13 protein-coding genes and 1 pseudogene are annotated in these 20,240 nt (G+C 76.2%); 5 read left to right on the top strand and 9 right to left on the bottom strand.

The features are described from left to right. The first annotated feature begins 60 nt into the window (after positions 1–60). Both O7599_RS03465 and O7599_RS03460 read left to right on the top strand, forming a co-directional pair. Positions 61–882, top strand: a complete 822-nt coding sequence (locus O7599_RS03465) for a DMT family transporter (protein ID WP_348652619.1) — start codon at positions 61–63, stop codon at positions 880–882. Between the two features lie 116 nt (positions 883–998). Next, complete coding sequence (locus O7599_RS03460; RefSeq protein ID WP_281623266.1) at positions 999–1,577, top strand: TerD family protein; 579 nt, start codon at positions 999–1,001, stop codon at positions 1,575–1,577. Here O7599_RS03460 and O7599_RS03455 read toward each other — a convergent pair. Together O7599_RS03455 and O7599_RS03450 are read right to left on the bottom strand one after the other, a co-directional pair. Next, positions 1,556–2,896: pseudogene (locus O7599_RS03455) on the bottom strand (MFS transporter); the annotation flags it as partial. The gene O7599_RS03460 and the pseudogene O7599_RS03455 sit on opposite strands and share 22 nt — an antisense overlap. 87 nt (positions 2,897–2,983) lie before the next feature. After that, positions 2,984–3,772 (bottom strand): MBL fold metallo-hydrolase, encoded by a 789-nt coding sequence (locus O7599_RS03450; protein ID WP_281620584.1) that lies wholly within the window; start codon positions 3,770–3,772, stop codon positions 2,984–2,986. An 85-nt stretch (positions 3,773–3,857) separates the two neighbouring features. Between O7599_RS03450 and O7599_RS03445 the strand changes: the two genes are divergently transcribed. Continuing rightward, positions 3,858–4,457: an ABATE domain-containing protein gene (locus O7599_RS03445; RefSeq protein ID WP_281620583.1), complete on the top strand. Its 600-nt coding sequence runs from the start codon at positions 3,858–3,860 to the stop codon at positions 4,455–4,457. Here the strand turns inward: O7599_RS03445 and O7599_RS03440 are convergent. The 3 genes from O7599_RS03440 to O7599_RS03430 form a co-directional block, all read right to left on the bottom strand. Beyond that, positions 4,424–4,969: a SigE family RNA polymerase sigma factor gene (locus O7599_RS03440; RefSeq protein ID WP_281620582.1), complete on the bottom strand. Its 546-nt coding sequence runs from the start codon at positions 4,967–4,969 to the stop codon at positions 4,424–4,426. The two genes, O7599_RS03445 and O7599_RS03440, sit on opposite strands and share 34 nt — an antisense overlap. A gap of 153 nt (positions 4,970–5,122) precedes the next feature. Continuing rightward, positions 5,123–8,308: an alpha-L-rhamnosidase gene (locus O7599_RS03435; RefSeq protein ID WP_281620581.1), complete on the bottom strand. Its 3,186-nt coding sequence runs from the start codon at positions 8,306–8,308 to the stop codon at positions 5,123–5,125. A 306-nt stretch (positions 8,309–8,614) separates the two neighbouring features. Beyond that, the gene (locus O7599_RS03430) at positions 8,615–9,526 is read right to left on the bottom strand and encodes a peptidoglycan-binding protein (RefSeq protein ID WP_281620580.1); all 912 of its coding nucleotides are present in this window, start codon (positions 9,524–9,526) and stop codon (positions 8,615–8,617) included. A 506-nt stretch (positions 9,527–10,032) separates the two neighbouring features. Here O7599_RS03430 and O7599_RS03425 point away from each other — a divergent pair. Beyond that, a complete protein-coding gene (locus O7599_RS03425; RefSeq protein WP_281620579.1) occupies positions 10,033–11,124 on the top strand; it encodes a glycoside hydrolase family 5 protein in 1,092 nt (363 codons plus the stop codon). Positions 11,125–11,236: 112 nt separating this feature from the next. On the opposite strand, the gene O7599_RS03420 is transcribed toward O7599_RS03425, so the two are convergent. From O7599_RS03420 to O7599_RS03405, 4 genes are all read right to left on the bottom strand, one after another. Next, the gene (locus tag O7599_RS03420; RefSeq protein ID WP_281620578.1) at positions 11,237–11,923 is read right to left on the bottom strand and encodes a glycoside hydrolase family 11 protein; all 687 of its coding nucleotides are present in this window, start codon (positions 11,921–11,923) and stop codon (positions 11,237–11,239) included. 263 nt (positions 11,924–12,186) lie between these two features. Beyond that, complete coding sequence (locus O7599_RS03415; RefSeq protein ID WP_281620577.1) at positions 12,187–14,841, bottom strand: bifunctional serine/threonine-protein kinase/ABC transporter substrate-binding protein; 2,655 nt, start codon at positions 14,839–14,841, stop codon at positions 12,187–12,189. A gap of 15 nt (positions 14,842–14,856) precedes the next feature. Continuing rightward, positions 14,857–17,058, bottom strand: coding sequence for a bifunctional serine/threonine-protein kinase/ABC transporter substrate-binding protein (locus O7599_RS03410; RefSeq protein ID WP_281620576.1), 2,202 nt, complete (start codon positions 17,056–17,058; stop codon positions 14,857–14,859). Beyond that, the gene (locus tag O7599_RS03405) at positions 17,058–17,912 is read right to left on the bottom strand and encodes a hypothetical protein (RefSeq protein WP_281620575.1); all 855 of its coding nucleotides are present in this window, start codon (positions 17,910–17,912) and stop codon (positions 17,058–17,060) included. The genes O7599_RS03410 and O7599_RS03405 overlap by 1 nt, the downstream gene beginning before the upstream one ends. A 394-nt stretch (positions 17,913–18,306) precedes the next feature. Between O7599_RS03405 and O7599_RS03400 the strand changes: the two genes are divergently transcribed. Beyond that, the gene (locus O7599_RS03400) at positions 18,307–20,049 is read left to right on the top strand and encodes an ABC-F family ATP-binding cassette domain-containing protein (RefSeq protein ID WP_281620574.1); all 1,743 of its coding nucleotides are present in this window, start codon (positions 18,307–18,309) and stop codon (positions 20,047–20,049) included. Positions 20,050–20,240: the final 191 nt, after the last annotated feature.

Raw genomic sequence — 20,240 nt, 5'->3', positions numbered from 1 at the left:
AGCGCTACTCTTCCGACGTCGATAGCGGTCCGCTCCGGCACGCTCGTGGCCGCCCTCGCCGTGGTGTCCTTCTCCTTCAGCTTCCCCGCCACCGTCTGGGCCCTGGACGGGCTCGGCCCCTGGACGGCCACGGGCCTGCGCGGCCTGCTGGCCGGGCTGCTCGCCGCGGGCTGTCTCTTCGCCGCCCGTGCGCCGGTCCCGCCGCGGCGCGACCTGGCCGCGCTGCTGACCGTCGCCGGCGGCTGCGTGCTCGGCTTCCCCCTGCTGACCACGCTCGCGCTGACGACCTCCACCACCGGGCACTCCGCCGTGGTCATCGGGGTGCTGCCGCTGGCCACCGCCGCCTGCTCCGCCGTGCTGACCGGCCGCCGCCCGTCGCGTACGTTCTGGACCGCCGCCGGCGCCGGCGCCCTCGCGGTGCTCGCCTTCACGCTGAGCCAGAGCCGCGGCCTGCCCGGCACCGGCGACCTGTACCTCTTCGGCGCGCTGCCGCTGTGCGCGGCCGGCTACGCCCAGGGCGGCCGGCTCGCCGGGCACATGCCCGGCTGGCAGGTCATCGCCTGGGGCTGCGTCGCCGCCCTGCCCGTCACCGCCCTCGTCACCGCGCTGGCGCTGCCGCGCGAACCCCTGCACGCGACCGCGCAGGCGGCGGCGGGCCTGGCGTACCTCGCGGCGGTGGCGCAGTTCGGCGGGTTCGTGCTGTGGTACCGCGGCATGGCCGCCGTCGGGGTGCCGCGGGCGAGCCAGATCCAGCTCGCCCAGCCGCTGCTCACCCTCGTCTGGTCGGTCCTGCTCATGGGCGAACACCTCGCCCCCCTCGCCCCGTTGACCGCGGTGATCGTCCTGGCCTGTATCGCCGTCACCCAGCGTGCCCGCACCTGAGGGCGTCCGCCGCGCGTGCCGGGAGGATGGTCCCGTACGGCGTACGACGAAGCCGTCCGGACGTGTGCCGACCGCCTGTAGGGTGGCGACGGGACACCAGAGGTGGAGGGGTGATCGTGGGAGTTTCCCTGGCCAAGGGCGGCAACGTCTCGCTCAGCAAGGAGGCACCGGGACTGACGGCCGTGACCGTGGGGCTCGGCTGGGATGTGCGCACCACGACGGGCGCGGCCCACGACCTGGACGCCTCGGCGCTGATGTGCGGCGCGTCCGGGAAGGTGCTGTCCGACCTGCATTTCGTCTTCTACAACAACCTCACCAGCCCGGACGGTTCGGTCGAGCACACCGGCGACAACCTCACCGGCGAGGGCGACGGCGACGACGAGTCGATCAACGTGGACCTCAGCCTGGTCCCGATGCAGGTCGAGAAGATCGTCTTCCCCGTGTCCATCCACGACGCCGATCTGCGCGGGCAGAACTTCGGCCAGGTCAGCAACGCCTTCATCCGGGTCGTCAACCGCAGCGACGGCGTCGAGCTCGTCCGCTTCGACCTGAGCGAGGACGCCTCGACCGAGACCGCGATGGTCTTCGGCGAGCTGTACCGCCGCGGCGGGGAGTGGAAGTTCCGCGCCGTCGGCCAGGGGTACGCCTCGGGACTGCACGGCATCGCCACGGACTACGGCGTCAACGTCGGCTGACCTCGCCGTCGGTGGGGCGCGGCGGCCACGGCGGCGGGCACGACCGCGAGGGCGAGGATCCCGCCGCCGATCGTCAGCAGGGGATAGCCGGCGGTCGCGACCACCGCGCCCGACGCCAGGCCGCCGCCGGCCCCCGCGGCCGATATCGCGACGTCGACCAGCCCCTGGGTACGGGCCCGGCCGGCCGGTGGCAGGGCGTCGGTGACCATCGCCGTGCCGCTGACGAGCCCCAGGCTCCAGCCCACCCCCAGCAGCCCGAGCGCCACCGCGAACACGGCGGTGGACTCGGCGGTGGTGGCGGCGACCACCCCCGCGGCCAGCATGGCGAGCCCCGCGGCGGCGGCGACGACGAGCGGTCCGCGGCGGTCCACGAGCCAGCCGGACAGCGGGGCGGGCAGGTACATCGCGCCGATGTGGACGGCGATGACGAGGCCGGAGGCGGCGGTGCCGTGGCCGTGGTCGTGCATGTGGACCGGCGTCATCGTCATGATCGCGACCATGACGAGCTGGGTGACGACCATCACCAGCGCTCCCGGCAGCACGCCGGAGCCGCGCCGGCCGGCCGGCCGCGGCTTCGCCGGCACCGTCGCATTCGCCGGCACCGTCGGCTCCTCGGGCGAGGACGCCGCGGCGGCGTCCTCCGCCGCGTCGAGTTCGCGTGCCAGCAGCAGCGGGTCGGGGCGTAGCCACACCGCCAGCACCAGGGCGGCGGCGCCGTACGCGGCGGCCGAGACGAGGAACAGCCCGGCCAGCCGGGGGACGCCGAGCGCCACGCCCAGATCACCGGCGGGCACGGCCAGGTTGGGGCCGGCCACACCGCCCAGGGTGGTGGCGACGAGCACGGTGGACACGGCGCGGGCGCGGTACGCGGGCGCCGCCAGGTCGGCGCCCGCGTAACGGGCGAGGAGGTTGGTGGCGGTGCCCGCGCCGTAGACGACCATGGCCGCGAACAGCAGCGCGGGGCTGCCGGCGACCGCCGCCGCGACGACGCCCGCGCCGCCGACGGCGCCGGTGAGATACCCCGCGGCCAGCCCGGGGCGGCGGCCGTACGCGTCGGAGAGCCGTCCGACGACGGCCGCCGCCAGCGCGGCACCGGCGGTGGCCAGCGCGGCGAGCAGCCCGGCCAGGCCCGTGGAGCCGAGCATGTCCTGGGCGAGGAGCGCGCCGTTGACCACGCCCGCCGCAAGGCCGGCGCCGCTGAGGACCTGGGCGGCGAACAGGACGATGAGGGCACGGCGCTGCGCGCGGGCCCGCGTGCGGAGGGCGGGCGGAGCGGGCGCGGTGGTGGTCACCTGGGGTTTCCTTCGTTCGAGCGCGCGACGGGTGCGCGATGCTGTCGTACGGCGCCGACGGTACGGGCGGCGTCCGGCCGCACCGCGCGCGGGGTGCCGGCCACGACCGCGGGGTCAGCCCCGCAGCCCCCAGTCGAGCCGGTCCCGCATCCCGGCCGCCGCGAAGGCGGCGGCCAGTTCGTCGCGGCCCTCCGTGAAGTGCGACCAACTGTCGTAGTGGACGGGCACCACCCTGCGGGCGCCGAGCACCCGGGCCGCGTCCGCCGCCCCCGCGCTGTCCAGGACCAGCGGCTCGCCGCCGAAGAGGACCGGGATCCGCGGTGCGCCGGCGAACAGGATCGCGGTGTCCACCGGCCCGAACCGCTCGGCGGTCCGGGCGACCGCCGCCGCCGAGGCGTTGTCGCCGCTGACGTAGACGACGGGCAGCCCCGCGCCGGTCAGCACGAACCCGACGACCTCCCCGATCGCCGCCTCCACCACCGCGCGCGGCTCCGGCCCGTGCACGGCGGGTACGGCCGTGACCGTGACCGTGCCGCCGCCCGGCCGCGCCACCTCGGCGGTCTCCCAGTCGGCCAGGCCGCGGGCCCCCGCGCCCAGCCGCTTGCCTCCGCCGGGCGTGGTCAGCGTCAGGGGGACGCCGGCGAGCAGCGCCCGGCCGGCCTCGTCGAGGTTGTCGGGGTGTTCGTCGTGGGAGAGCAGGACCACGTCGATACGGCCCAGCCCCGTCGGCGCCGCCGCGGGGGGCGCGGTCTTGGTCAGCGCCCCGCCCGGCACCTCGTAGTCGCGGGGCTGGTCGAAGGTGGGATCGGTCAGGAAGCCGAGGCCGCCGTACTCGAAGAAGGCGGTGGGGCCGCCGAGGACGCGTACGGGGAACTGCTCGGCGGTCGTGCCGGCTCCGGCCATGAAAACCTCACGGATGACTAGGTGATTATCCGTGAGGAACCATAGCCTCGACTCACGGATGACGGCAACCCGTACCATGAGACGTATGCCTGAGAGCCCGACCGGCGACCTCGCCGCCACCCCCGCGCCCGGGGCGGCGGACCATCTGTCGCTCGACTTCGTCAACAGCGCCATGGCGCTGCCGGGCGGGCACTTCACCGATCTGCTCGGGACCCCCGCCAGTGCCAATCGCTGGCTGACCGCGCACGGCCTCGCCCCGGCGGACGCCGGGATCCGGGAGATGTGCGCGGCGCAGTTGCGCTCGCTGCGAGAGCACCTGCGCGCGCTCTTCGCCGCCCGCGCCGAAGGGCTGCCCGCCCTGCCGGCGGCGCTGGCCGCCGTCAACGACGCGCTGAGCCGCGCCCCCACGGCCGCGCTGCTGTACTGGGACGAGAAGAACGGCCCGTACCGGGCGGCGCCGTGCCCCGTCAACGAGATCCTCGACCGCGCGCTGGCCGTCCTCGCCGCCGACGCGGCCGACCTGCTCACCGGCCCCGACGCGGCACGCCTCACCCCCTGCGGCTCCAGCCCCTGCAACCGCTACCTGCTGCGCCACGGCCGCCGCCACTGGTGCTCCACCCGCTGCGGCGACCGCGCCCGCGCCGCGCGCGCCTACGCCCGGCGTACCCGGCCCGGCGCCGGCTGAGCCCCGCCGCCCAGCGCCTCTTCCAACTGCGCCACGCCCTTGGCGGTCTGGCTCTTCACGGTGCCCACCGAGATGCCCAGGGTGTGCGCCGTCTCGCGCTCGGAGAGGTCGAAGGCGTGGCGCAGGACGACGCAGGCGCGCTTGCGGAAGGTCAGCCCGCGCAGCGCCTCGCGGACGTCCACGACCGCGGGCACGTCCGGGCCTTCGACGCGCTCGTGGCCGTCGGTCCAGTACAGCGCGATGCGGCGGCGTTCGCGTACGGCGCTGCGGATGCGGCTGCGGACGAGGTTGGCGACGACCCCGCGGGCGTACGCGGCCGGGTGGTCGGCGGCGCGCACCCGGTCCCAGCGGTGCCAGAGCGCGGCCAGCGCGTCGGCCGCCACGTCGTCGGCGCCGTCCGCCTCCCCGCTCAACGAGTTCGCCAGGCGCGCGAGTTCGGCGTAGTGGTGCTCGAAGAACTCGCGGAACTCCGCGGTCGCCGCGGCGTCGTGACCGGCGCTGGGTATGCCCACGGTGGCCTCTCCTCGCCTTCGCGTGTCCAGGCCCCTGGTTCACGTCGTGATCCATCGTTCAAGATGGTGAACGCAATCTAAGGCAGGGCGACTGCGGCGGCAACCCCCGCGGCCACGACGGGAGTTGCCGCGGGGTTTGCCGTCACAGGCTCCTCACTCCGGGACGGCGCAGGCGAACCGGTGCCGCCCCGACCCACGCTTCACCCGCCTGCCGTCGGGCAGCTCCACCTCCGCCACCGCGTTGACCGGCACCTCCACGGCGAGCGCCAGCTCCCGCCCCGTACGCCGCCACCGGACCGCGACCCGGCCGCGCACCGTGTCCAGCGCCACGCCCGCCGCCGGCAGCGCCCCGTACGGCCGCGGCGCCACCCGGAACCGCGCCCAGCCCGGCGCCAGCGCCTCCGCACCCGCCGCCCGCTCCACCAGCCAGGCCGCCGGAGCGCCGACCGTCGTGTCGTTGCGCCCGCGCGAGTGCCGCTCCCACGACTCCCAGAACGTCGTCGCGCCGAGGCCGCGCAGATATCCGTACGACGGATACGCCGACCTGCCCAGCACCGCCACCGCCAGGTCGTGCCTGCCGTGGTCGGACAGCGCGTACACCAGCGCGCCCGTGCCCATCGAACCGGTGTCGAACGCCCGGCCGTTCGCCTCCACCCGGGCCGCCAGGTTCCCGGCGACCGCGGCCCGGTGGCGCGCCGGCACCAGGTCCAGGGCCAGCGGGATCGCGTTGCTGGCCTGCCGGTAGCCGGCCTCCCGGTCGGTGCGGTAGACGCCCGCGGCGGCGTCCAGGAACTCCTCGTTGAACCGCCGCACCACGCGCTCCGCTCCCGCCCGCCAGCGCCCCGCCGTCCCCTCGTCGCCGAGCAGCCCGGCCAGCGCCACGCCGTCGCGCAGACTCTGCACCGCGTACGCCGTGCCGACCAGCCGGCCCCCCTCCGGCCCGCGCGGGTGGTCGCCGACCGCCTTGCCGGGCGGGTACCAGTCGCCGAAGACGTCGTCCAGGATGTCGCCCTGCTCCGCGAGCGCCGCGAGCAGCCATTCCAGATAGCGGCCCACCGGCTCGAAGTGCTTCGCGGGCACGGACGCGTCCCCGTACGCCATCCAGAACCGCCGCACCAGATGGGGGTACAGGCTCGTGTACGACGGCGAGACCGGCACCGGCGCGGCGTCGGCGCCCAGCGGCGCGAGCAGCGGCAGCGCCCCGGACGGGGCCTGCGCCGCCCGGATGTCGTCCAGCCAGTGGCCGAACAGCCGCGCCACGCCGAACCGGTGGAGCGTCGGCACCGCCGCGTTGCGGGCCGCGCCGAACCAGCCGGCCTTCGTGTACGGCGACACCCCCGGGTAGCCGAGCAGACCGTTGCGCGCCGTGCGCCCGAACGCGTCGGCGATCCACTGCAGTTCGGGGTGGTCCAGCGCGAGGTCCATGGTCCCGGCCACCTCGCTCGCCACCGGCACCGCCACCACGTCGAGCCCCGGCGGGGCGCCGGTGACCTCGACGTACTGGAAGCCCTTGTAGCTGAACGACGGCTGCCACTCCTCGATCCCGCGGCCGGTCGCCGTGTACTCGTCCACCTGCAGCCGCCCGTCGACCGCGATGTTCTCCACCCCGCCCGGCGTGCCCGCGTGGACGCGGCCGTCGTCGCCCAGCCGCTCGCCGTAGCGGAAGCGCACCCGCGCGCCGGCGGGCAGCCGGCCGCGCAGCCGCACCCAGCCGGTCAGCACCGCCCCGAAGTCCAGCAGTCGCACGCCCTCGGCGGGGGCCGTGACCCGGGCCGGCCGCACCGGGGTGCCGGCGCGGGTGTGCACGCCGGGATACGCCTCGGGCGCACCCCCGGGACCGGGCACCTCGACGGCGCGACGCCAGCCCCGGGCGGCGTACCCGGGCCTGTCCCAGCCGGCGAGCGCCGCGGCACGGCGGGCGTCGTACGACTCGCCGGCGTGCAGACCCTCGTAGGTCGTGGGCCCGTCGGCCCACGTCCAGCCGGGCCCGGTGGCGACGGTCACGCGCTGGCCGCCGGCGAGGGTGACCTCCAAGCGGGCGCGCAGCCGGGGCTCGGCGACCCAGCGGGCGAGGTTCGTGCCGTCGGTGTCGGGCGAGCGGGTCGCGAAGGCGCCGCGGCCGAGCGCGACGCCGAGCGCGTTGCCGCCGCGGCGCAGCAGGGCGGTGACGTCGTGGGTGGTGTAGAGCAGCCGGCGGTCGTAGTCGGTGGCCACCGGCGAGAGCGCTGCGATACGAGGGCTGCCGACGCGGCGGCCGTTGACCCTCGCCACCGCGTGACCGAGCCCCGTGACGTACAGCCGGGCCGAGACGGGCTCGCCGGGAAGGCGGAACTCCGTGCGCAGCAGCGGGTTCGCGGGCGGGGGCGGCGGGATGGTGCACAGCCAGCGGTCCTTGGCGGGCACGGGCTCGCCGTTGGCGTAGGCGGTGCCGTCGGGGTAGCCGTCCTGGCCGGGGCGGGTGTACGCGGCGGTCTGCCAGCCGACGGAGCCGCGGACAGCGGACAACTGCAGGAAGTACCGGCCGGGGCCCGCGGGTTCGCCGAGGTCGAGGCGGCCCTGCGCGCTGCCGAACGCGTCGCCGCGCAGGTCCGTCAGCTCGCGCACGGCGACGACCGCGCCGTCCGGTCCGTCGCGGCGCAGCGTCATGGTGCAGCCGGCGGGCTCGCCCGCGGCCACCTCCAGCAGGACGGTCACCCCGGCCATCGGCCCCGCGGACGCGAAGAGCTGGCCGAGGGTGCCGCCGGGGCGCAGCGGGTCGGGGCCGGCGGGGCCCGGGGGCAGGACCCGGGTGGGCCGGGCCACGTCGGCGCCGGTGCCGATCCACGCGGCGGCGCGCCAGCCGGCGTCGCCGGCGGGCAACGCCGTCTCGAACCGGGCGACTTCGCTGCGCGGACCGGGCCGGCCGCGCTCGTCCCAGGTCTCCACGGCCCAGTAGTAGCGGGTCCGCGGGCGCAGCGGCGGGCCGCCGTAGCGTACGCCGCTCTGGTCGGCGGACTCGACGCGCCCGGAGTCCCAGACGTCCGCGCGACCCCCCTCGGGCAGCCCCGGTCCGGTGGCGACGAGGATCCGGTACGCCGTCTGCGCCCGCCCGGCGCCGCGCGCGGCGAGCCGCCAGCCCAGCCGCGGGGCGGCGGTCTCGATGCCGAGCGGGTCGGTGAGATGCCCGGCGGTCAGCCCGAAGGGCCGCAGCCCCGCGCGGCCGTCCGTCCCGGAACGCCGCAGCCCCGCGCGGCCGTCCGTCCCGGAACCGGCCGCCGTCGCCGCCCGCAGCGGCACACAGCTCAGCACCGCCGCCCCCGCCACCGCACCGAGCACTCCCCGCCGCGTCGCTTCCGCCATGACCGATCCCCCTCGCTCCGCGGCCCGTTCGGGTCCGCACCGCCGTCTGTCCGACGCCGGAAATCGTGGCGGATCCGGCCGCGCGGCCGCGTCCCACGCCGGAAGGCACCCGCGCTACGCCGCAAGGAGTAGCCGGGCGGGCGGACGCCCGCGGGCCTCACCGGGCGGAGGCGGACAGGGCGTTGCGCCGACGCGGCGGAGCCGGCAGCGCCGGACGGACCGGCGAGCGGCGCCCGTCGGCGAGAAGGCCGGACCTCCCCGCCGGCCCTCGTCAGACCGGCGGGGCCGGCGGGGGCCGGCGGGGGCTCAGGGCTCGTCGGTGCGCGACTCCAGCTCGCGCCGGGTCTCCGGGCCGTAGACGCCGCGCTCGTCCTCCTCCAGGCCGTTGACCGACTGGAAGGTGCGCACACTCGCGCGTACGCCGTCGTCGTACGCGCCGTCCGCCGCCTGCAGCAGGCCGAGCCCGACCTGGCGCAGCCGGTGCTGCAACTCGGTCACCTCGGCGCCGGAGTCGCCGGGGCGGAGCACCGGGGGGCCGGTGGGCAGGGGGGAGTCGTCGGTGGGGGCGGAGGACGACGGGGGGTGCTGGGTGCCGTCGGCGGGCGGGGCCGTGGGGGCGATCGAGCCGATCTGCCCGTTCGCGCGGCCCGGTTCGGCGTCCGCGGCGCGTCCGTCGTCCGCGGTCCCGCGGCCGTCCGCCGACGCGTCCCCGTCGCCGCCGCGGTCCCGGCCGGCGCGGTCGTCGGGCTGTGCGCCCCCGCCGTCCACCGGTGCGCCGCCCTCGTCGTCGCCGCCCAGCGGGCCGCCGTCCGCCTCGCCGCCTCCGGACGGCGCCGCGCTGACCCCGCCCGGGTGGCGCCCGGCGTCGTCCGACTCCGAACCGCCCGTCAGCAGCCCGGCGGTGACGATCAGCCCGGCGATCACCGCCGCCGCCCCGCCGGCTCCGAGCAGCAGCCCGGCGGGGCGCACCCGCCGCCCGCCGCCGACGGCGGCCGGCTCCGGGGAGTCCGGCGCCGGTTCGGCGTTCCCGGCGTCCTCTGTGTCCGCTGAGGCCTCTGTGTCCTCTGTGTCCGCGGCGTTCTCGATGCGCGCGACCGTGCCTCTCGGCGCCACCTGCGGCAGGTACGCCGCGCGCGGCACCGGCAACAGCTCGGCGCGGGGCCCCGGTCTGCTCCCGTCTTCCCCGTCCTGCTCGCCGCCGACCGCGGGCGCCCGCATGACGTACGGTCTGATCAGCCGGGGCTCGGTGCGCGTCCCGGTCGTCGGCGGATCCGATTCCTGCGCCGCGTCCGCCGCACACGCACAACTCGGCCTGCCGTCCTCCTTGAGCGGTGCGAAGCACCGCGGACATCCGTCGGATGGCACTGGCGTTCCCCTCCAGTTCGATGCCGACGATTATGCAAGCAGGTGGCGATCCGCGCGGCTGATTCGCCCCCCGTCAGCGGCCCCTGTGCCCGGGCACATCACGCCACGACCCCGCGCAATCCGTCGCATATCAGCGCCCCTCTCTCGGCCGTGCGCCCGGCCGCGGCGGGCCGGCCGGGCCCGGGAGGCCGTGTGGGCGAGGACCCCGACTCCGGTGCGCCGCCCGGACCATCGGGCTCGCCCGCACTGTGGTTAGGAAAGTTTCCTTCCAGTCTTGACGGCGTGCCGAAAGGACCTTAGCTTTCCGGCCACGCCCATCTGCGCTCCGGATGGCACACCCCCAAAACTGGAGACCCCCCATGCGAAGGACCAAGCCCCTCCTGCTCGGTTCCGCCAGCGTCGCGACCGCCGCGCTGCTGTTCGCCCTCACCCCGCAGCTCAGCGCCGGAGCCGACGAGGACTCCGCCGCGACCGGCCGCGACTCCCGCGACACGGCCGCGGCCCAGGCCGCCGCCCGCGCCGCGGCCCCGGCGGGCTCGCCCGTCGCCGAGAACGGCCGGCTGGCGGTCTGCGACACCACGCTGTGCAACGAGCAGGGCCAGGCCGTCCAGTTGAACGGCATGAGCTCGCACGGCACCCAGTGGTATGAGCAGTGCCTCACGGACGGCTCCCTCGACGCGCTGGCGCAGGACTGGGACGCGGACGTGCTGCGCGTGTCCACGTACGTCCAGGAGGGCGGCTACGAGACCGACCCCGAGCGGTTCACCGCCCTCGCCCAGCGCGTCGTCGACCAGGCGATCGAGCGCGGCATGTACGCCGTCATCGACTGGCACCAGCTCAGCCCCGGCGACCCCAACGCCAACACCGACCTCGCCAAGCGCTTCTTCACCGACATGGCGACCAAGTACGCGGACCAGCCCAACGTCTTCTACGAGATCGCCAACGAGCCGAACGGCGTGGGCTGGGGAGCGGTCAAGTCGTACGCCGAGGAGATCATCCCCGTCGTCCGCCAGCACGACCCCGACGGCGTCGTCCTCGTCGGCACCCGCGCCTGGTCCTCCTTCGGCGTCTCCGACGGCGCGGACGAGCGCGAGGTGATCGACAACCCGGTCGACGCCGCCAACATCATGTACACCTTCCACTTCTACGCCGCCTCGCACGGGGACGAGTACCTGCAGACGCTCTCCCGCGCCGCCGACGAACTCCCGGTCTTCGTCACCGAGTTCGGCACCCAGAACTACGCCGGCGAGGGCGCGAACGACTTCGCCATGTCGCAGCGGTACCTGGACCTCATGAAGGAGAAGGGCATCTCCTGGACCAACTGGAACTTCTCCGACGACCACCGCTCGGGCGCGGTGTTCAAGGAGGGCACCTGCGACGGGAGCGAGTGGTCGGGCACCGGCGTGCTGAAGGAGGCCGGCGTCTGGATCCGGGAGCGCATCAAGGAGTGACCGCGCGAACGTGAGACGACCGCGGGACCGGCTCGGTGCGGGCCGGTCCCGCGGCCTTTTCCTGTGCGCTCCTCCCCTGAACTCTCCCCGTACCGCGGTGCCGTGCCGGGCGTCAGCCGACGTTGATGTTGGAGCTGCCGCTGCTCTGGTAGCCCTCGGTCGCCATGATCATGTAGTAGCTGAAGTTGCCGAGTTGCATCCCGGCCCGCGACCAGGCGTCGAAGTGCGCGCCGGTGTTGATCGTGCCGCCCACCCGCTTGGACCTGTTGACGCTCCAGAACTGCGGGAAGTCCCTGGTGCCCTCGACCGACGGCGCGTTGTAGCGCATCGTCCGGTAGATGTCGTACGTGACGCCGTCGCTGCTGACCGAGCCCCGGTTCTCGCCGGTGGGCCGGTAGGTGCCGTAGCTGTCGACGATGTAGTACTCGACGAGCGGGTTCGAGGTCCAGCCGTAGAGACAGAGGTAGCCGTTGCCGGACGGGCTGAAGCTGCCGGAGTAGCCGACGTTGCGGCGGCTGCCGTTGCTCCAGCCCTTGCCGCAGACGAAGTTGCCGGTGTTGCGCCACGAGGTGCTGTAGTTGCCGCCGCCGCCCATCGTCATCGAGACCGTGCCCTGCGCGTCGGTCCAGAACGAGTAGTAGTACCCGTTGTGGTTGCCGGTCTGGTTGGTCGTGATGGTCTGCGCGTGCGCGGCTCCGGCGGGCAGGAGCGTCGCCGCGGACGCGCCGAGGGCGACCGCGCCGGCGCGGCCGACGAACTGCCGGCGGCTCACGCCGTGGGGGGTGCCGTTCGTGTTCATTCTTCCTCCTCGTGACGGCAGGCGGAGGGCCTGCCGCCGGGCCAGGGTGGGGCCGAACGGGTCGTGCGCCAGTGTTGGACCGCCGGAAGGGAGTGTCAACAGTTTCGACGTTGATTCCGAAACATTGCTGCCGGGTGACGTCGAGGGGGGCAGGTGTCGTTGCAGTTCAAGCCGCTGGCGGGCGGGAGGAGGCAAGGTGAGCCCGCGGGCGACGCGTTATGAAGATCAAAAATTCCAGAGGGGGGGTCGAAAGTTTCGAATGATCACTTGACCTGGTCGTGGCGGCCGAGGAAGCGGAAGGCCCCGTCCCGGACCTCGTACAGGAACGCCGACTTCTCCGGCTGGAGCATGTGCAACAGATCCTCGGTGAAGCGCAGCGGCTTGGCGACGCCCGCGTGGTTCAGCTCCACGATCCGCTCCGCGACCTGGCCCGGCACGATCTCCGCGCCGCCGCCCAGCGCGTCGAGCGCGGCGGCGATCAGGCCCACCGCGTCGTACGCCTCGGCGGCCCATCGGGGCGGCGGCCCCTCGTAGCGCTCGCGGTACGCGGCCGTGAAGTCCCGGGCCGCCCGGGACTTCCCCTGCTCCGCCGCCGTGTACGGCGCGCCGAACACCCAGCCCTCGGCCGCCTCCCCGGCCTCGTGCAGGAACTCCGGCCGCATCATCCGCTCGAACGTGGTCCGCGGCCCGTCGAATCCCGCCGCGGCGAGCGCGCGCGCACAGGCCGCCCCGCGCTGCGCGGAGGCACCGGCGAAGACGACCGCTTCGGGCCGCTCCGCCAGGGCCGCGGCGACGGCGGACTCGAACCCGGCCGACGCCGCAACCGGGTGGAAGCTCACCTCGCCCTCCGAGGGCGGCGACTCGCGAAAGGTCGTCAGCACTCCCCGGACCGCGTCGCCCGCGGCCCGGTCCTCCACGACGGCGGTGCGCTCCACGCCGTGCACCCGGGTCAGGTAGTCGAGGATCGGGTGCGCGTGGTACGCGCCCGACAGCCGGGTGCTCACCAGCGACGGCGCCTCGATCCGGGACAGCCCGGCCGCGGCGGCGTCGACCGACACGTTCACGGCGGCCATCGACTCCTCCGCGTACAGCGGGACCGCGACGCGCAGGGTCTCGACCGTGGTCGGGCCGAGCAACGCGCGTACGGCGCGCTCGGCCAGCACCTGACGCGCCACGTCCCGCGCCCGGCCGGGCTCGCCGCCGTCGTCGTACGGAACGAGGGAGAGCCGGAAGCGGGCGTCGTCGCGGGCGTTGTGCCGCGCCACGGCGAGCCGGGCGCCGCGCTCCTGGGCGACGCCTGCCCCTTTCTGCGGGCCCGTCAGGGCCGCGTGCACGGCGATGGCATGGGTGGGCAGGCTCTGCGAGGCGCCGCCGTTGCCGCCGCCGCCGCGCGTGGCGAAGAGCGCGGCGGCCCCGGCTCCCGAGGCGGCGAGCACGGCGGCGGCGGACCCGCCGACGACGAGGAACCGGCGCCGGGAGGGGCCGCCGCCCCCGGGCGCGGTGGTGTCCACCGCCGGGGCCGGCACGGCGTCGGCGACGGCGGTCTGCCGCACCGGCGGGTCGAGCGCCCGGGCGGACCGTTCGGCGACGAGCCGCAGCACCGGGGAGGGCAGCCAGTTCGGCGGGTCGGCAACAGGCGCGGGCGCCGGGCCGGTCGGGACACCGGGCGGGCGTTCGGCCGGAGCGCGTCCGCGTGGCCCGTCCGCCGCGCGTACGCCGGGGGCCGGCGGTTCTCCGGAGCCGGCGCGGGGGACGTCCGCGGGCTGGTCGTCCGGGGGCGAACCGGGGCCGTCGGAGCGGCCCGCGGCTGCGCCTACGCCGGGGGAGCGCGGATCGCCGGTGCCGGCCGCGTGCCGGTCGTTCGCGTGTGCCTCCCCGGCTTCCGCGGCCCGGTCGCCCCCGTGCGGATCCCCACCCGGGTGCCCTTCGGGCCCGCCGCCTTCCCCGCCCCCTCCTGCGGCATCGCCCTCGACGTACGGCAGCGTCTCCGAGGCCGGTCCCGCCGGGGCGACGTCGCGCAGCACCCGGGTGGCCGCGTCCGGCGGCGGGGGCGCGGGAACGCGCGGGTCGGCGGGTGCCGCCGGCTCCGGGGCCGCTGCAGCAGCCGGCTCCGTGGCCAGGGTCGTGCGCAACTCCGCCGCGGTGGGCCTGTCGTCCGGGGCCTTCGCCAGGCAGGCGGTGATCGCGGTCCGCAGCCCCCGCGGCAGCCTCTCCAGACCCGCGAGGTCCGGCGCCTCGTGGACCGTGCGGTACAGGACCGCCGCCGCGTTGCCCGTGCCGTACGGGCGGCGGCCCGTGGCCGCGTACGCCAGCACGCACCCCAGCGCGAACACGTCGCTCGGCGGCCCCGCCCGGCCGCCCGTCCTGATCTGCTCCGGCGCGAGATAGCCGGGCGTGCCGATCACCGCGTCGGGCGCCGTCAGCGCCGTCGCACCGGAGTCGTGCGCGATGCCGAAGTCGATCAGGCGCGGCCCGTCGAGCGCGAGCAGCACGTTGCCCGGCTTGACGTCCCGGTGCACCAGTCCCGCCGCGTGCACCTCCGCCAGCGCCTCCGCCAGCCGCGCGCCGAGCGAGGCGACGGCGTACGGGGGCAGCGGCCCGTACCCGTCCACCGCCTCCACCAGCGCGGGACCCGGCACGAACGCCGTGGCCAGCCACGGCGCCCGGGCCTCGGCGTCGGCCGCCGTCACCGGCACCACCCAGCGGCCCGTCAGTCCCGACGCCAATCGCACCTCGCGCCGGAACCGGGCGCGGAAGGCCTGGTTCGCGGCGTGCTCCGGCCGGATGACCTTCAGCGCCACCAGCGCGCCGTCGCCGCCGCGCGCCAGGTAGACCACGCCCATGCCGCCCGCGCCGAGCCGGGCGAGCAGCCTGTGCCCGCCCAGCTCGTCCGGGTCGTCCGCCCGCAGCGCCCGCATCGTCCGCCCTCCCCGTCAGGAGCCGGGGAGCGCCACCGGGCCGACGTAGTCGAACCGGCCGCCCTCGACGCGGTAGTGGTGGATCTTCCCCTGCTCGATCTGCCTGCTCTCACCGTCGAAGCTGTAGGTGGTCGTCAGCCCCTCGAAGCCGGCCCCGGCCACCGACGCGGCCACCGCCTCGCGCGTGGGCCTGCGCTTCGACCTGCGCGCGAGCGCGGTCAGCCGGTCGGCGATCAGCCGCGTGACGTCGTACGCCTCCGCCGCCCACGGCCCCGGCGCGGCGCCGAACCGCTTGCGGTACGCGGCGGCGAAGTCCCGTACGGAATCGGCGTCCGCACCGACGTACGGCGTCAGCGTCTGCCAGCCCTCGGCCGCGTCGGCCGCCGCGGCCGTGAACGGCCCGCCGGCCGCAGGCTCGTCGAGGAACCGCGGGCCGTCGAAGCCCCGCTTCGCCAGCTCGCGTGCGACCACAGCGGCGCGCTCGGGCGTGCCGCTGTAGTAGAACGCGTCGACACCGTGGTCGACGATGTCCGCCACCACCGGGTCCAGCGCCTCGGCGCCTGCGGCGGCAGGTACGAAGCGCAGGTACAGCTCCAGCTCCAGGTCCGCCGCACCGCCGTGGACGATGTTGGCGTGCTCGTAGCCGCGGATCGCGCCCGCGCGGTCGGCCAGCAGGCCCACGTGCGTCGCGCCCTGCTGAATCAGCGTGTACACGGTCGTGAAGGCGGCCCGCACGCCGAGGGCCGTGGCGTGGAAGTACGTCTTCGGATCGCCGGTCAGCGCCGCCTGCGACGCGCTGAACGAACCCTCCGACACCGTCAGCACCGGCATCCCCGCGCCGTCGTAGGCGTCCAGGGTCGCCTGGACGGAGGCGTAGCCGGTGGGGCCGAGGACGGCCAGCACGTCGCGGTTCCCGATCAGCCGCCGGGCGGCGGTCAGCGCGCGGGCCGGGTCGCCGCCGTCGTCGGCGACGGCCAGGTCCAAGGTGAACGGCTTGTTCCGGCGGGCGTTGAACTGCGCCACCGCGAGCCGGGCGGCCCGCTCCTGGGCGGTGCCGGCCGCCTTCTGCGGCCCCGTCAGGTCCGCGTGCAGCCCGATGGTGCGCCGCGGTCCGCTCGCCTCCGCGGGCGGGTCTTCGTCGTCGCGCAGCACCGCCCACAGCGCGCCGCCGCCCGCGGCGAGGAACACGGCGCCGCCGCCGGCCAGCGCGAGGACCCTGCGGCGGCCGGGGCCCGCGGCTCCCGCGGCGACCGTGGTGTCCAGGCCGTCACCGGCGTTCCCCGCGTTGTCCGCCGGTGTCGCCGAGACCTCGGTGGGTTCGATGCCGGGAAGTTGCAGCATCTCGGCCGACCGCTCGGCGACCATCCGCACCACCGCGTCCGGCAGCCAGTCGATGCCGCCCTCCGGTGCGTCCGCCTCCAGTTCGGCGTCCAGCCCGGCCGCGGTGGGCCGGGCTTCGGGATCCTTGGCCAGACAGCGCACGAGCAGAGCCCGCAGCTCCTCGTCCGCGATGCCGCGGAGGTCCGGCTCGTCGTGCACCGTGCGGTACAGCAGCGCGTCCGGGGCGCCCGTGCCGAACGGCGGGCGGCCGGTGGCCGCGTACGCCAGGACACACCCCAGCGAGAAGACGTCGCTTGCCGGCCCGACCGGCTGCGACCGCGCCTGCTCGGGGGAGAGGAAGCCGGGCGTGCCGACGACCATGCTGTCCGCCGTCAGCTCCGTCTCCTCGGCCGCCGTGGGCCGGGCGATGCCGAAGTCGATGAGCCGCGGGCCGTCGAGCGCGAGCAGCACGTTGCCCGGCTTGAGGTCGCGGTGGACCAGGCCGGCGGCGTGCACCGCGGCCACCGCGCGCGCGAGTACCTTGCCCAGCACCCGTACGCCGTGGTCCGGGAGCGGCCCGCACGCGGTGACCGCCTCGGCCAGCGACGGGCCCGGCACGAACGCCGTCGCCAGCCACGGCGCGTCGGCCTCGGTGTCGGCGTCGAGCACGGGTACCACCCACGGGCTCGCGACCCGGCGGGCGGAGGCCGCCTCGCGGCGGAAGCGGGCCCGGAACTCGGGCTGTTCCGCGTACTCGGGCTGGATGACCTTCACCGCGGCCGGCGTACCGGCCTTGGTGCGGGCGAGGTAGACCACGCCCATGCCGCCGGCGCCCAGCCGGCCGAGCAGCCGGTTCCCGCCCAGGTGAGCGGGGTCGGAGGGGTGCAACTGCTCCATCAGTCACCCTCCTTCGTGCCCGGGGCGGTGCTGCTCTCGCCGTCCGCGTCCTCGCGGGCGACCGCGTTCTGGACCCGCTGCATCATCGTCACCAGGGGCTCGATGGCCAACTCGGCCGCGTCCTCCGCGGAACTCCCCTCCCCGGCGCAGACGGACACGCCGACGACCACGGGGCCGAACGTCGACTGGTCCCACGAGTACGGGTACGGCCCGCCCCGGGTGTCGCTGACGCACTCGCCGCGCTCGGACAGCGAGTCGTCGCTCGTCTCGTTGGCGCCCTCGCCGCGCGCGAGCGCCATCGACGTCAGGCCCGTCAGCCGCTCACCCGCCCGCAGAGTCTGTTCCGGGCAGCCGACTGCCTCCTCCAGCATCCGCGCCTGCTCCCACGCCGCGTCGAGCGTCGTACGGTGCACGGTGACGGTGGCGGACAGCTCGACCGGCCCCTTGCCGTCCGCGGCGGGTATCTCGAAGTAGCGGGTGAGCGTGGCCAGTACGTCGTCCGGCAGCTCCTCCGTGCGCCACGCGCAGTCCTCGGCGAGCACCGTCCAGCGCGCAGGGTCGCTCTCGTACGGCGTCGCCCGTACCGCCCGGGAACCGAACAGCTCCGGCCCGACGATGACGTCCTCGATCATCCGCCGCGCCTGCGCCGCGGTGCGCGGCACCCGCTCCGGGTCGGCCTCCGGCGTCGGCGGCGCCGCCGCGTCGCCCCCCACCGCCTGTGCGCTGTCGCTCGCGTCCGGGGTCGCCTTCCCCTCCGGATCCCCGCCGCTGTCGCACGCCGCCCCGCACGCGGACAGCACCGCGAATAACGCCGCGGGAACACCCCAGCGGCGCACACGTCTCCCGTATGCCATGACTCCCACCCCTGTCCTCCGCGGCCACCCGGCCCGGCGAACCGAACGCCGCGGGTCGGCCACCCATACGGATGCCGCTCCGGTGTCCGGCGGTTCCGCCTGACACCGGAGCGGCATCGCGTCGTCGTGTGAACTCTACAAGGGCCCGGGGCTCCCGGCCCCGCGGGAAAGGACGTTGCCGTTGCGGGCCGGCGTCGGCTACGTTGACGGCATGGGAACGCTGTGATCACCGCCGGGCGCACGACCGCGTAGAGCCACGCTCCGCCGTCGTCGCGCCCGTCCGTGCGCGTACCCCTCCTCCCCGCCCTTCCGCGGTGCCGCGGGCGTCCTCGCGTACGGACCCGTCCTCGATCCGTCGCGAGCGGCCACGGCCGGGAACAGGGGCAGCCACCTCATGACCACCGCACAACTCTCCCTCCACACCGTCACCAAGCGCTACGGCGAGCGCACCGTCCTCGCCGACGTGACGCTCACCGTCCGCCCCGGCGAGAAGGCCGGCGTCATCGGAGACAACGGCTCCGGCAAGTCCACGCTGCTGCGGCTCCTCGCCGGCCGGACCGGCCCCGACACCGGCGAGACGACCCTCGCCACCCCCGGCGGCCTCGGCTACCTGCCGCAGAGCCTCGACCTGCTGCCGCGGGCCACCGTCCAGGACGCGGTCGACGCGGCGCTGGCCGAACTCCGCGCGCTGGAGGCGGAGCTGCGGCGGGCCGAGTCCGCGCTCGCCGGGGCGGCGCCGGGCGCGCCGCTGGACGGGGCGCTGGCCGCGTACGGGCGGCTCGTCGAGGAGTACGAGACCCGCGACGGCTACCGTGCGGACACCCGCGTCGACGCCGCCCTCGCCGGCCTCGGCCTGCCCGCCCTCGCGCGCGACCGCCGCCTGGGCACCCTCTCCGGCGGCGAGCGCTCCCGCCTCGCCCTGGCGGCGACGCTGGCGGCACGCCCCGAGGTCCTGCTGCTCGACGAACCGACCAACGACCTGGACGACGGGGCGGTCGCCTGGCTGGAGGACCACCTGCGCGCGCACCGCGGCACGGTCGTCGCGGTCACCCACGACCGGCTGTTCCTGGAACGGCTGACGACGACGGTCCTGGAGGTCGACGCCGGCCGGGTCACCCGCTACGGCGACGGCTACGACGGCTACCTTGCCGCGAAGGCAGCCGAACGCGCCCGCCGGCTGCGCGAGTACGAGGAGTGGCGCGCGGAACTCGCCCGCAGCCGGCGGCTCGCGGAGGCCGCCGCGACGCGCCTCGCGGCGATCCCGCGGTCCCAGCCCCTGGCGGTCTTCGGCCACGGCGCGTTCCGGACCCGCAGCCGGGGCCACGGCGCGGCGGGCCGCATCCGCAACGCGAAGGAACGCGTCGCCCGCCTCACGGCGAACCCGGTCCCGCCCCCACCGCAACCGCTGGTGTTCCGGGCCCGGCCGGCGGTCGGTGCGGCGGCGCACCGGGAGGAGCGGGGGCCCGGGGTGCCGTCCGCCGACGGCGGGGCGGCGGCACAACCCGGCGTGGTGCGGGACGCGACGCCGGCCGCGCCGCCCGGCGCACCGGACCCCGCGCCGGCCGCGGAGCTGGCCGGCGTGGTCGTCGGGGACCGGCTGCGGGTGCCCTCGCTGCGGCTCGGAGCGGCCGGGCGGCTGCTCGTCACCGGACCCAACGGGGCGGGGAAGACCACCCTCCTGCGCGTCCTCGCCGGCGAGCTGCGCCCGGACTCCGGGGTGGTGCGGGTGCCCGGCAGGGTGGGGCATCTGCGGCAGGAGGAGACCGCGTGGCCGCCCGGCGCCACCGTGCTGCGGGCCTTCGCCGGAGACCGGCCCGGCACCCCGGACGAGCACGCCGCCCGGCTGCTGTCGTACGGCCTGTTCCGCCCGGCGGACCTGCGGCTGCGCGTGCGCGAGCTGTCGTACGGGCAGCGCCGCCGCATCGACCTCGCGCGGCTCATCGCCGAGCCGGTCGACCTGCTGCTCGTCGACGAGCCGACGAACCACCTGTCGCCCGCGCTCGTCGAGGAACTGGAGCAGGCGCTCGCCGGCTACGCCGGCGCGCTGGTCGTGGTCACCCACGACCGCCGCATGCGCGCGGCCTTCACCGGCACCCGCCTGGAACTCCGCGCGGGCACCCCGCAGCCGCCGGAGTGAGGTCCGCCCCGGGGCCGCACGGTGGCGGGGCGCCCGCACGACGGCGCCCGCGGGTCCGTACGGCCCCGGGGCGGCCGTCGTGTCGTCGCGCGGCTCGGCCCTCCCCGCGGCTTCCCGCCGCCGGGCCCGGCGGCCACGGGATCCCGCCGCGCCCCCCGCAGGGGGTACCGCCTCGGCGGGCCGCCTCCCCG

Source organism: Streptomyces sp. WMMC500 (assembly GCF_027497195.1).
Classification (GTDB): domain Bacteria; phylum Actinomycetota; class Actinomycetes; order Streptomycetales; family Streptomycetaceae; genus Streptomyces.
The sequence above is the reverse complement of the archived record's forward strand: the minus strand, read 5'-3'. Positions and strand labels throughout refer to the sequence as shown.